The sequence below is a fragment of the Nocardia sp. NPDC051911 genome (assembly GCF_040681035.1).
Taxonomy (GTDB): domain Bacteria; phylum Actinomycetota; class Actinomycetes; order Mycobacteriales; family Mycobacteriaceae; genus Nocardia; species Nocardia sichangensis.
On record NZ_JBFAXY010000030.1, the window covers coordinates 74,477 to 87,694 of the forward strand.

General features: G+C 69.6%; 8 protein-coding genes. 5 read left to right on the plus strand and 3 right to left on the minus strand.

Going from position 1 to position 13,218, the window contains the following annotated elements; translation table 11 throughout:
• Positions 1 to 157 precede the first annotated feature (157 nt).
• The gene (locus tag AB0L97_RS29830; protein WP_364435935.1) at positions 158 to 3,139 is read right to left on the minus strand and encodes a DNA polymerase III subunit gamma and tau; all 2,982 of its coding nucleotides are present in this window, start codon (positions 3,137 to 3,139) and stop codon (positions 158 to 160) included.
• A 450-nt stretch (positions 3,140 to 3,589) separates the two neighbouring features.
• Between AB0L97_RS29830 and AB0L97_RS29835 the strand changes: the two genes are divergently transcribed.
• The 4 genes from AB0L97_RS29835 to AB0L97_RS29850 all read left to right on the plus strand — a co-directional run bounded on the left by AB0L97_RS29835 (position 3,590) and on the right by AB0L97_RS29850 (position 8,829).
• A complete protein-coding gene (locus AB0L97_RS29835) occupies positions 3,590 to 4,408 on the plus strand; it encodes a hypothetical protein (protein ID WP_356963416.1) in 819 nt (272 codons plus the stop codon).
• Between the two features lie 80 nt (positions 4,409 to 4,488).
• Positions 4,489 to 6,735, plus strand: coding sequence for an MMPL family transporter (locus AB0L97_RS29840; protein WP_364435938.1), 2,247 nt, complete (start codon positions 4,489 to 4,491; stop codon positions 6,733 to 6,735).
• A 44-nt stretch (positions 6,736 to 6,779) separates the two neighbouring features.
• Positions 6,780 to 7,421, plus strand: a complete 642-nt coding sequence (locus AB0L97_RS29845; RefSeq protein ID WP_356963414.1) for a TetR/AcrR family transcriptional regulator — start codon at positions 6,780 to 6,782, stop codon at positions 7,419 to 7,421.
• A 91-nt stretch (positions 7,422 to 7,512) separates the two neighbouring features.
• The gene (locus AB0L97_RS29850) at positions 7,513 to 8,829 is read left to right on the plus strand and encodes an ammonium transporter (protein WP_356963413.1); all 1,317 of its coding nucleotides are present in this window, start codon (positions 7,513 to 7,515) and stop codon (positions 8,827 to 8,829) included.
• A 136-nt stretch (positions 8,830 to 8,965) separates the two neighbouring features.
• Here AB0L97_RS29850 and AB0L97_RS29855 read toward each other — a convergent pair whose 3' ends face one another.
• Positions 8,966 to 9,820, minus strand: a complete 855-nt coding sequence (locus tag AB0L97_RS29855; protein ID WP_364435943.1) for a neutral zinc metallopeptidase — start codon at positions 9,818 to 9,820, stop codon at positions 8,966 to 8,968.
• A 352-nt stretch (positions 9,821 to 10,172) separates the two neighbouring features.
• Between AB0L97_RS29855 and AB0L97_RS29860 the strand changes: the two genes are divergently transcribed.
• Positions 10,173 to 11,804 (plus strand): DUF2207 domain-containing protein, encoded by a 1,632-nt coding sequence (locus AB0L97_RS29860; RefSeq protein ID WP_364435946.1) that lies wholly within the window; start codon positions 10,173 to 10,175, stop codon positions 11,802 to 11,804.
• A gap of 62 nt (positions 11,805 to 11,866) precedes the next feature.
• Here the strand turns inward: AB0L97_RS29860 and AB0L97_RS29865 are convergent, their stop codons facing one another.
• Positions 11,867 to 13,141 (minus strand): ROK family protein, encoded by a 1,275-nt coding sequence (locus AB0L97_RS29865; RefSeq protein WP_356963410.1) that lies wholly within the window; start codon positions 13,139 to 13,141, stop codon positions 11,867 to 11,869.
• Between the last annotated feature and the right edge of the window lie 77 nt (positions 13,142 to 13,218).

Here is a 13,218-nt window from a genome sequence, read left to right on the forward strand (position 1 = left end):
TGTACAAAACCAGGCAAGACAGGACGAACGTACGGCCAGGTCGCCCGTACGCCTGGGCATACCATAGAACGTCGGCGTACCGAAGCTCCCGGCTACCCGTCCATACTACCGTGGAGTGCGAACTCCGGTTAACTTAACGTTGCGAGAACGGTGGTTGTCAACCATCCAATCGTGTGGCACCCAGCTCACTCTTCAGCAATTCGAGGGCGACCTCGTCCGGGTCGCGACGGTCGCCGGGAGCCACCGGATCGGCCGCGGCTGCCATCATCTCCTGCTCCTCTTCCGGGGTCGAGGCGGGAATGACCCGGGCCCCGTCCCAGTCCAGGTCGGTCGACGCGTCGCCCGCGCTCGGCCCGGCGTCGTACCGCGGATAGTCCGCGGGGCCGGGGTCGTCGGGTAGGTCGGGGTAGTCGGGCGGCGGGATATCGTCGTCCGCGGGATACGGGCGCTTGTCGGCGCCGCCTGCGCCGGAACGCCCCGCGCCGCCGGCCTTGTCGGCGTTCGCGTTCTTCGCCTGACTCGGGCGGGAGAAGCGCGGCGCGGGCGCGGCCGAACCACGGGTCGCCGCGTTGCCGGATTCACGTCCAGGCTGGTTGCCCGCCTGCCCGCGGGGTCGGTTCGCGGCACCGCCCGATCGCGGCGCGGCGGCGGGCCGTGGCGCGGCGCCGCCCGCTTCCCAGCGGACCTCGTGGTCGCGGCCGAGCACCGCCCGTACTGCCGACCGGACCGCCTCCAGGTTGCGCGGATCGGACAGGCGCTTGGCCAGCGGCGCGTGCTGGTGCGCGAAGACGATGACCTCGCCCTCCACCCGGGCGACCGACGCACCGGCGAGCATCGCCTGCACGGCCGCACCGAACTCACGCACTTTGGCGCGAATGTCCGCCCAGGCGGCTTCCACTTCCCGCAACAGATCAGCGCTCGGTGTGGCAACAGGACCGGCGGCGAACTCCTGCGCGGACGAACCGGTCGCATGAGACGCCGGCGCGGCGGACCGAGCCTGATCGCCGTGCCCGACGGTCCGCTCGGCAGCCGAATCAGCCCCGCGCTCGCCCCCGGCAGCAGAACCCCGCCCGGCAGCCTGGCCGGCCGCTTGCTCCCGCCCGGCAGCAGATCCCTGCTCGGCAGCCGAATCAGCCCCGCGCCCCCGCCCCACAGCAGAACCCCGTCCGGCAGCCGCATCAGCCCCTTGCTCCCGCCCCACAGCAGAACCCCGTCCGGCAGCCGCATCTGCCCCTTGCTCCCGCCCGGCGGTAGAACCCCGTCCGGCAGCCGGATCGGTCCCTTGCTGTCGCCCGGCGGCCGGATCGACGACCGACGAGGCCGCCCGCGCATTCGTTTCCTGCTCCGACGATCCGCGCTCAGACGTCGCCGAAAGGTCGGAAGGCATTCGTGCCTCTTCGGTTTCGGACGAGAGATCGCCCGGCATCGCGCTCGCATCGCGCGCGGCGGCGGATGACGCAGACGGCGAGCCTGCCGTCCCGCGTTGCGGAGCACTCGATTCGATGGTCGCACTCGCCTCTCGCCGCGGCGTCATTCCTGCCGCACCACCGGATTCGGCGAAATCCGGTTCGTCCACCCGCACAGGGCGATCCGTACCCCCTTGCGCAGGCGAACCCGGTGCGACCGACTCGCCAACGACAGGCTCCGTCGGACGCCCGCCTCCGGCACCCGGGAATTCCGCACCGGCACTGGAGCCCGCCGTATCGGCAGACGGATTCTCGGCTCGCCCACCACCGACCGGCGTCGTGTCATCGACATTCCCCGCACCCGCGGATGCGCCTCCGGCACGCTCCCCTGCCCCGACATGCGCCGAACCACCGGTTTCCGCAGCGCTTCCCGAGCGGTCACCCCCGCGGTTCTCGCGACGAATCGCGGCCAGCGCCTCGGCACCTCGGCGACGAGGCGGGTCCGACGGCGAACCAGCCGCAGGCGACGGCGCGGGAGCCTGCGCCGACGACGCGGCGGGCGCCGGGGCGATGGAACCACCGGCCAGACCGCGCTCGAGCCGTTCCAACCGTTGCAGGGTGGCGGATTCCGCGTCGGACACCGAGGGCAGCAACATGCGCGCGCAGACGACTTCGAGCAGCAGTCGCGGCGCTGTGGCGCCGCGCATCTCCCCGAGACCTTCGTGCAGCAGCTGGGCGTAGCGGGTCAAGGTGGCCGAACCCAATCGCTCGGCCTGATCGCGCATCCGGTCGAGCACGTCGCCGGGGCCGGTGACCAGGCCGCGTTCGGTGGCGTCGGGCACCGCCCGCAGGAGGATCAAGTCGCGGAAGCGATCGAGCAGGTCGACGGCGAAACGGCGCGGATCGTGGCCCGCCTCCATCACCCGGTCGACGGTGCCGAACAAGGTTGCGCCGTCGTCGGCGGCCAGCGCTTCGACCGCGTCGTCGATCAGCGCCACGTCGGTGACACCGAGCAGCGAGACCGCGCGGGCATACGTGACGCCCTCGGGGCCTGCGCCGGCCAGCAGCTGGTCCAGCACGCTCAGGCTGTCGCGCGGTGAACCGCCGCCCGCGCGAATCACCAAGGGGTACACGGCTTCTTCGACCGGCACGTGCTCCTGCTCGCAGATCCGCCCGAGCAGTCCGCGCATGGTGGCGGGCGGCAGCAGCCGGAACGGATAGTGATGCGTGCGCGAACGGATGGTCGGCAGCACCTTGTCCGGCTCGGTGGTCGCGAAGATGAAGATCAGGTGCGCGGGTGGCTCCTCGACGATCTTGAGCAGCGCGTTGAACCCGGCGGTGGTCACCATGTGCGCCTCGTCGACGATGAACACGCGGTACCTGGACTCCGCGGGCGCGTAGAAGGCGCGGTCCCGCAATTCCCTGGTGTCGTCGACACCGCCGTGGCTCGCGGCGTCGAGTTCGATGACATCCAAGTTTCCCGGGCCGCCCGGCCCGAGCGCCACACACGACGGGCAGGTGCCGCATGGCGTCGAAGTGGGCCCTTGCGCACAGTTCAACGATCGGGCGAGGATGCGCGCGGAAGACGTCTTGCCGCAGCCGCGCGGACCGGAGAACAGATAGGCATGGCTGATCCGCCCCGTGTCGAGCGCGGTACTCAGCGGGTCGGTGACGTGCTCCTGACCCACCACCTCAGCGAATGTTGCCGGTCGGTACTTCCGGTACAGAGCCACGGCCAGAGGTTACCGGCGACCACCGACAACGCGCATGCCCGCCTACCGCCCGGATCAGCCGCACACGGTCGTCGATAAATGTGATCCAAGTCACAACATGCGCGTCGCCTTCTTCGACGGCCGACCGGGACATGCGCAACAGCAACCTCAGAGCTATCACTTATCCTGCACGTGCGAATACCGGACGCACCCGCCGCGGCATCCCGTCGCGGCCGGAAAAGATGGACTCCGACCCCGATTTACCTCCACTTTTTGGAAATAACGAAACCGTCACCATGGGTGACATCGATGCAATCGTCTGGCTAACGTGGCAGACGGCAACTTCGGTAGCCAAACCTTCATCAGGTTGGTGACCCCGGCCGGTCCCTCATCCCGACCGGGGCACAACCAACAAAGCTCCGCCAACGGGTGACCAGCGCCAATCCCCACTTCCACCGGAGGACCGTCCACGTGTCGTGTGACGACATCGCCGCCGCCTGGCTCTCCAGCACCGATTTCGCAGGCGACCGCTCCGCCGTCGCCCTCTTGAGCCGCGCCATCAGTCCCCAGGAGTTCGCGATCAAGCGCGACTCGCTGCCGGTGACCGCGGCCGCCGATCCAGCCACCGCCGCCGCCATCCTCGAACTTCTCGAACGCGGCCAGGTGCCAACCATGGCGGCGATCCGCACCCTGACCGCGCAGAACGAGATGCGCCGCGAGGCCGAGCGCATCGAACGCCTCGGCCGCCGCGCCCAGCGCAGCATCGACGACTTCGGCCGGGTGCTCGCCAAACTCGCGGACGCGCACTGGACCGCGCACGGCTACGGCCCCACCCGCCGTGACGTGCTGTGCACCGAGCAGATCATGACGCTGATCCGCACCCGCGTCGGCAATATCGCGCCGTCGGCGGTCAAACACCTCTGGCTCATCGAGCGCGCGCAGCGCGCGGGGTGGATCGCCTCCAACGCCAATCCCCGGTCCCTGTGCGCGGCGCGGCGTTTTTACGCGGCGCAGTACGGCAACCGGGTGTCGCTGCGTCCCGTGAACACCATCGGCACCGCGATCGCGACGTATCTGGCGGACTACCAGGCCGAGCACGGCCGCCCGCCGCGCTGGTCGGTGGTCGCGCAAGAACTGCGCGACGACCGGGGCCGCCGGATCTTCCACAACACCGCCGATGCCCGCGCCCAGCAGCTGTGGCTGACCACCGCGGAATGGGTGGAAATGTGCGACGACCTTCCCGTGCCCGGCCGAAGGGGCTTGCGGGCCATCCGTAAGTCCCGCGGTTGACCTCGGGCGCGTCGTGCGAGTTCGACAGCATAGGTTAACGACGTTACTCTAACGCCGTTAACCTAGCGAGCGGAGCCGCGATGCTGACCCGGATGGCCCGATTCATCACCCGATCTCCCCGTACCGTGCTGGCCGCGGCGCTCGCGGTCGCCGTGCTCTGCGGCGTCTTCGGCGCTACCGCGCCCGCGCACTTGAAATCGGGCGGTTTCACCTCCGCCAATGCCGAGTCCGCTCGCGTCGCCCAGTTGATCGCGGACAACTTCGCCGGGGCGGCGCCCAATTTCGTCCTGCTGGTCAGCTCGGACGGGGGCGCGGACGATCCGGCCACCAAGGCGGCGGGCACAGTGCTGGCCGACTCGCTCAAATCCCGCACGGACGTCCAGGGCGTCCAGTCCTACTGGACCACGCCGCAGCCGCTGGCGAACGCGTTACGCAGCACCGACGGCAAGAGCGCCTTGGTGGTTGCCTACATCGAAGGCGACGAGACCCAGGTGCAGCAGACCGCGAGCGACCTGGAACGGCAGTTCGCGGGCGTCTCCAACGGCATCACCGTGCGCCAAGGCGGCATCGCCGCGATCTATCACGACGTCACCGAGCAGACCACCCGCGACCTCGCGCTGGCCGAGGGCGTCGCGGTGCCGCTGTCGATGATCGTGCTGATCCTGGTGTTCGGCAGCCTCGTCGCCGCGTCCCTCCCGTTGGCCATCGGGGTGTTCGCCATTCTCGCGACGCTGGCGCTGCTGCGTATGTTCACGCTGTTCACCGATGTCTCCATCTACGCGCTGAACATGACGACGGCGATGGGGCTGGCGCTGGCCATCGACTCCAGCCTGTTCATCGTCAGCCGTTTCCGGGAAGAACTCGCCAACGGCTTGGATCCAGCCGCGGCCACCATCCGGTCCGTGCAGACCGCGGGGCGCACCGTGCTGTTCTCCGCGCTCACCGTCGCGCTCTCGATGGCCGTCCTGAGCGTGTTCGACCTGTACTTCCTGAAAAGCTTCGCGTACGCGGGCGTCGCGGTGGTCGCCGCCGCGGCGATCGCGTCGATCGTGGTGTTGCCCGCGGCGCTGGTGCTGCTCGGCCATCGGGTGAACTCCCTCGACCTGCGGGCTCCGCTGCGCCGCCTGTTCGGTCGCGGCGCGCCCGCACCCGGTCCGCAGGCGCCGGAAGACACCGCCTGGTACCGGCTGGCCGGCGTGGTGATGCGGCACGCCGCGCCGGTCGCGGTCGCGATCATCGCGCTGCTGCTCGCGCTGGGCGCGCCGTTCCTCTCGGTCAAGTTCGGTTATCCAGACGATCGGGTGCTGCCGGACTCCGCCGCCAGCCGTCAGGTCGGCGACGCCCTGCGGACCGAGTTCCCCCAGGCCGATCCGGTCGCCAGCACCACGATCGTGCTGGACGGCTATCGCGGCGACAGCGCGGCCCTCGGCGGATACGCCGGGCAACTGTCCAAGGTGGACGGCGTGCCCGCGGTGCTTTCGGCCGCGGGCGTCTACGTGACCGGCGCGCGAGTCGCGCCGCCGCCGCCCGGAATGATCAACGCCACCGGGACCTACTTGAGCGTCGCGACCAAACTCGACCCCTTCTCGCCCGCCGGTGACCGTCAGCTGAAAGCGATCCGGGCGGTCCCCGCACCGGGTGACGCGCTCTACGGCGGCGCCGCGGCGGCCAACGCCGACTCGCTGCAGGCATTGGCCGCCCGGCTCCCGCTCGCCGCCGCCTTGATCGCGCTGACCACGTTCGTCGTGTTGTTCCTGTTCACCGGCAGCGTCGTGCTGCCGGTCAAAGCGCTCGTGCTGAACACCTTGTCGCTGGCCGCCGCGTTCGGCGCGATGGTGTGGGTGTTCCAGGAAGGCCACCTGTCGGGCCTGCTCGGTTTCACCGCGGTCGGATACTTGGTGCCGACCATGCCGATCCTGATGTTCTGCCTGGCCTTCGGCCTGTCCATGGATTACGAGGTGTTCCTGCTGTCGCGGGTGCGCGAGGAATGGCTGGCCACGCACGACAACACCCGCGCGGTCGCGATCGGCCTGGCGCGCACGGGCCGGATCTTCACCGCCGCCGCCGTGCTGATGGCCATCGTGCTCGGTGCCCTGGTGACCGCGAAGGTGTCGTTCATGCAGCTGCTCGGGCTCGGCCTCACGCTGACCGTGCTCGCCGACGCCACGCTCATCCGCGGCTTGCTCGCGCCCGCGCTCATGCGCCTGCTCGGTCCGGCCAATTGGTGGGCGCCCGCACCCCTGGCCCGCCTGCACGCCAAGATCGGGTTGACCGAGGGCGAGGAGGACACCGCAGCACGCCCGCTGGAAACCGCGGGACGCGCATGATCGGTGGGAGGCGTCCGCGGTCGCCGCGCGGTTCCGGAGCCCAGTTGCGCGACGAGATCCTGCGGGCCACGGCCGAGCTGCTCACCAGCACCGGGCACGCCGACGCCGTCTCGATCCGGGCGGTGAGCAAGCTGGTCGGGGTGAGCGCGCCGTCGATCTACCGGCACTTCGCCGATAAGGACGAGCTCCTCGAGGCGGTCGTGGCCAAGGTCTTCGAAGACCTCGCCGACGCGATCCGGGCCGCCACCGACCCCGCGACCTCTCCGTTGACCCAGCTGCACGACCAAGGCATGGCCTACGTCCGTTTCGCCCTAGAGCATCCCGAGCAGTACCGGCTGGCGACCGCGCCCACCGAGACCGGAGGAGCGGTGGATCAGGTCCTCACCAGCGGGGCCTTCCAGCATTTCGCGGCCACCGTGCGCAAGTGCATGGACGAGGGGACGATCGCGCCGCGCGACCCGCTGCCGATCGTGCTGGAGCTGTGGTCGGTGGGTCACGGCATCGCCTCCCTCCTGCTCGCCAAACCCTTCCTACCCTGGGGTGACGCGGAAGCGACCGCCTCACGCGTGATGGGCGCGGCATGCATCGGCTACACCGTGCTCGACCTGGTCGGCGCGGACCCGCCCACGCCGGACGCGGTCGCGGCGTGGCTGCGCGGTGTCCGGAAGGATCAGCCCTCCGCCTGATCCGGGAGTCACACTTTCCCGATCTGTTGTCGGCCCGCGAGCGACCATTCGGTAACTTCCTCGCAGCGCATTCGCGCGGAAGGAGTAACCCGTGTCCCCGACCATCGACCCCGCGGCCACCGCTTGGCTGCTGATCAGCACGGCCCTCGTCTTGCTGATGACCCCCGGCCTGGCCATTTTCTACGGCGGGATGGTGCGCTCGACCGGCGTGCTCAACATGCTGATGATGAACTTCATCGCGATCCCGCTGGTGACCGTGGCCTGGCTACTTTTCGGCTACAGCCTGGCGTTCGGCGCGGACGCGGGCGGCGGCCTGATCGGCGGCCTCGATCACCTGGGCATGGCGGGCATCGATCCGGGTTCGGTGCACGGCTCGGTGCCGGAGTTGTTGTTCGTCACGTTCCAGCTCGCCTTCGCCGTCCTGACCGCAGCGCTGATCAGCGGCGCCATCGCCGACCGCGCCAAATTCTCCGCGTGGATGATCTTCGTGCCGGTGTGGGCGCTGGCGGTGTACGCGCCGATCGCCCACTGGGTGTGGGGCCCGGACGGCTGGCTCGCGCGGTTCGGCGCGCTGGACTACGCGGGTGGACTGGTGGTGGAGATCGCCTCCGGCGCGTCGGCCCTGGCCCTCGCGCTCGTGCTCGGCCCCCGCATCGGATTCCGGACCGACGCGATGCGCCCGCACAATCTGCCCTTCGTGCTGCTCGGCGTCGGCCTGCTGTGGTTCGGCTGGTTCGGCTTCAACGCCGGTTCGGCGCTGGCGGCCAACGGCCTCGCCGCGGCCGTCTTCCTGAACACGCTGGTGGCGGGCTGCCTCGGCATGCTCGGCTGGCTGGCGGTCGAGCAGATCCGCGACGGCAGGCCGACCACCTTCGGCGCCGCCTCCGGCGTGGTGGCGGGCCTGGTCGCCATCACGCCCTCGTGCGGGTCGGTCAACACCCTGGGCGCGGTGCTGGTCGGGCTGGCCGCGGGCGTGGTGTGCTCGTTCGCGGTGGGCTGGAAGTTCAAGGCCGGTTACGACGATTCACTCGACGTGGTCGGCGTGCACTTCGCCGGTGGAGTCGTCGGCACCGTGCTGATCGGCTTGCTCGCCACCGCGGTGATGACCGGCGGCGCCGATGGGCTGTTCTTCGGCGGTGGACTCGCCCAGCTCGGCAAGCAGCTGGTGGCGGTGCTGGTCGTCGCGGCCTACGCCTTCGGCGTCTCCTTCGCGCTCGGCAAGGGCATCGACCGGCTCGTCGGCTTCCGCGTCAGCAAGGAGGACGAGACCGCCGGGATCGACTTCGCCCTGCACGCCGAGACGGCATATGCGGAAGGGGTGCACGGACACGCGCCCCGCCGCCTCGGTGAGGGGCATTTCGGACGTCCACATCCCGATCGCACGCTCGACGACGATCCGAAGCTCTGATCGATGGGGCCACTCCCGGCAATCGGCACCGGCTCGGGGCGGTATCGCGGACTATCTCACCGGGGAGCGCTGCCGCCCTTCGCCCGGCCTGAGCCGGACCGGATGACCACCGCGGGGCGAGTGCCCGCTCGGCGCGTCAGCTGACCGAGCCCGCCGACGCGGTGAACGTATTGCACTGGGCCGCACGGTTCCTGTTCAGTCCGGTCTCGAACCACTGACCGCCGTTCTCGGCGGACCCGTGGTCGCGCATGTCCCCGGCTTGGTCGCCGCGCCCATAGGCGTCCTTGCGGGCCACGGTGATCTGCGGATCGGTCAGCGAGCCGCCTTTCGACGACGAGGAGAGGTACATGCCGTCGAAACAATTGGCCTGCAATTCGACTCGCCGGGACAGTTCCAATCCCTTGGCGGTGCGCGGCCCGGCGTCGGCCCGATCGCTGTTGGCCTTGCGCAGAATGCCGGACATCGCCTGCACATGGTGTCCGTACTCGTGCGCGAAGACCGAGAGGTAGACCACCCAGTTGTCCTTGAAGTAGTCCGTCTGCAACTGGCTGATCGGCATGTAGATGGTCTTGTTCGCCGGGCAGTAGAACGCCGCGAAATTGCTGGTCGAGCCGGTGCACGGCGTGGTTATGCCCGACGTGGTCGCGCTGACGTTCAGCGACGGCGGCTGGAACGGCAGATTCGCCTCGCGCAACACGGGTTTCCACGCGGACTCCAGGCACGACGCGGCGCTTTCGAAGAACTTGCGGGCGGCGTCGACCTGGGTGCCCCACGGCGAGTAGTCGCATCGCGCCGGAACGAGTGTCGTGCTCGGATCGGACAGCAACGGGTTGGTTCCGGTTTCCGACGGTCCGGTCGAGCCGTCCGGCTGGGCGTCGAACGTGAAACTCGGTCGCGGGCCGGACGCGTCGTTGTCGCCGCGTCCCACCGAGATCGCGTTGCGCACCAGCCCCGCCGCGACCAGGAACACGATGACGATCAGCAGCACCACCCATCCACCGCCACCGCGTTTGCGCCGCGGCGGGTAAGGAGGCCGTCCGGGCGGACCATAGGGCATCGGCGGAGGGACCGGAGAGCCGTAACCCGCTGGCGGTCCGTAACCGGGCTGGGCATACCCCGGCGGCGGGCCGTATCCGGGCGGCGGGCCGTATCCAGGTGGCGGACCGTAACCGGGGCGTGGTCCATAGGGCGCACCGTAGCCGGGCGGCGGAGGAACCGGACGCCCCCTGTGCGGGACCGGTCCGTGTCCGTACGGTGGTTGTGTCACGCCCCCGTACCCCCTCGTCTCAGTGATCGCCGACAGCCGCTGACGCAGAATAGCAAGCTGTCTAAAGTAGGCAGCCATGCTGACTTTTCGGGGGGCCGCCCTAGGCGCGCTGCTTCTCGCCATCGCGGCAATGTTCGCGGCGGCCCCGGTCGCCCAAGCCCAGCCCGCACCCGACGGCGTGACCATCACCGCCGATCTGAAGCTGAATCGCGAGGGTGTCCTCGAGGTCGTCGAACAGATTTCGGTGCCGACGGACGGATCGTTCCGGATGTCGCTTCCACTGCGGCTGAAGGTGAGCGACGACGCCGAGCGCGTCTTTCGGGTCACCGATGTGAACACCGAAGGCCCTGGCACCGCGACGGTCGCGAACGACCAGTTCACCATCGAGGCGCGGCCGGGCAAGTCCACCTTCCAGTACTCCGTGCAGAACACCGTCAGTGACGCGCCGGGCACCCAGGTGTTCCATTGGCTCGGCGTGCTGGGCGCCGACATCGCGTCCATCAGCGCCTCGCTGATCAGCCCGAGCTTCGAAATGGGCATCGTGGACTGCAAACTCGGCCCGCCCGGCAACACCCGCCCGTGCGCCGACGTCAAGATCGAGTCCGACGGCGTCCTCTTTCTCGAGCAAACCGACCTGCACAAGGGCGACGCGATCGACCTGACGCTGCAATTGCCGCCCGGCACCGTGCCGAGCAACGCCGACGTGCGCGGCGGCGGCGACGCGGGCCCCTTCGCGATCACCGCCCCGGTGCTCGTGGCGTTCGGTGTCCTGCTGCTCGCGCTGGCGATCCTGGTCGTCTTCGTGCTGCGCGCCCGCCGCCAGGACGCGACGGTGGGCGGCGACACGGAGACGATCGACCCGCTGCTGCGCGAAGGCGATCGAGTGCAGTTCACCTCACCCGAGGGCGCGCTGCCCGGCGAGGCCGGCCTGCTGCTGGACGGGTATGTCGATCCGGTAGACATCGCCGCCACGGTGGTGGATCTCGCGGTGCGCCGGTACATCCGGATCACGCCGCTCAGCGACAGCGACTGGCGGATCACCCGGGTGAATACGCCCGACGATCAGCTGCGCGACTACGAGAAGGCCGTCTACCAGGCACTGCTGCCCGGTGGCGCCGACGCCGTGACACTGGGTGAGCTGCGCGCGCCGGGGCGGATGACCTCCGGTCCGGTTCGCGCCGCACTGATCGCCGACGCCGTCGCCCGCGGCAACTTCCTCGATCGCCGCCGTCCCGGCATCGCGGTGTGGCTCGGTGGCGCGCTGGTGGTCGCGGGTATCGCGGTGACCGTAGCGCTCGCGCTCACCTCGGGGCACGCCTTGGTCGGTGTCGCCATCGCGCTCGGCGGTGTCGCGACTCTGCTCTCCCCGAAGTACCTGCCGGTGCGGACGACCCGGGGGCTGGAACTCGCCCGGCAGATCCGCGCGCTCCAGCGCGGCCTGGAGACCACGCGGCGCGAACATATCCCGCCGATCGACCAGGAGACCGTGTTCTCTCGCGCCCTGCCGTTCACGGTGCTCGGTGCGCGGGCCGACAATTGGATCCGGGCCTTCCGCGACCTCGATCCGTCGGCCGACGCGCAACCGGGCCTCTACTGGTTCGGCGGCTTCGAACGCGACCGCAACTTGCAACGCTTCGCAAGCCACTTCCCGTTCTTCATCACGGCGTTGGAAGGCTTGTTCGCGACCGCGGGCGACCCGCATCGGTAAACGCCCCACACGCACGAAAAGGGCGACCGGACAGCACGTCCGGTCGCCCTTCGTCGTATTGCTCAGTCGGTCAACGCGGTTCGCCGGACTGCGGCCAGCGGATCGGCGTAGAGGACGCTCAGCGAGGTCACCACGGCGGCGTATTCCTGTACCTTGCCGCCGAATCCGCTGATGCGAATATCGGTGGGCGGCAGCGTCGAACCCTGGTTGAACGCACGCGCCACATGCGCTACCGCCGGGCGATAGCCGGTGAAGGCCTGGCCACCGAGGATCACCCGATCAGGGTTGAGCATGTCGCGCACCATCGCCACGGTGTGGCCGAGGATGGTGGCCCGCTCGGCGAGCAGCTCGCGCGCGGATTCCGAACCTGCCTCCGCCGCGCGATACAGATCCGCGATGGTCGAGCCCGCGGTTCCGTTGTGCGCCGGGATGATGCCGCGACCGACGGCCCTGGAGTGCAGCGACCGATCACCGACGGTCACCTCCAAGCAGCCACGCCGTCCGCAGGTGCATTCGACGTCCGAACCGGTGGGCAGGTGCGCGATCGATCCTGGACCGTTGCTCGGCGTGTGCACGCGACCGTCCAAAGTCACCGCGATACCGGCGGTTTCACGCACGTAGAAATACAGGCTGCTGCCCCGCTCGACGCGGGCCTGGTCTTTGGGCTCACCGGTGGGCAGCAACAGCTCCGAGCCTGCCATCGCCTCGACGTGCGGCGCGACCGAGACGGGCAACTCCAGCACCTCGCCGAGCACCGAACCTACCTGCGCGCCACGCCATTCCAGCTTCGGGTGGTCGACGACGCCGGTCAGCGGGTCGACTCGGCCACCGATCGCGACACCGGCCCACAGCGCTTTGCGCCGGTGCCAGCGCTGCAGGAACGCTTTGGCGCTGCGGGCGACGGTGGTGGTGGCGAATTCCTGGCCGGTCTGCGGCGTCGCGATGGCCAAGCCGCCGAGGATGCGGCCGCGCAGATCGGCGGCGACGATCTTGGTGACCGCGGCGCCGATGTGGATGCCGATGGTCAGGTAGGCGTCGTGATCGATTTCGAAGGGGACGCGGGGGCGTCCGACCGCACCCGAGGCCGTCAGGTCGGGACGTTCCCGCAGCAGGCCGGCCGCGAGTAGTGCGGAGACCTGGCGGTTGACCGTGGCGATGCTCAAACCCGTTGTGCGCGCGGCATTGTCGCGGGAGACGGGGCCACCGGTCGCGGAGCGCAGCACCGCGGCCGCCGGATTGTCGCCGATGCGGAGTTCAGGGGCGACAACCGGGCGCTGGACGCGGGCACGGCTGCCCGCAACCCTGGAGACGGATCGTTCAAGGGTGGGAAGGGACATTGTGCAGATCCTTGCTGAAGTCCCGTAATCGAACGGGACATGCCTACATGGGCGGCGAGGCAGCAAACGAGCAGGAA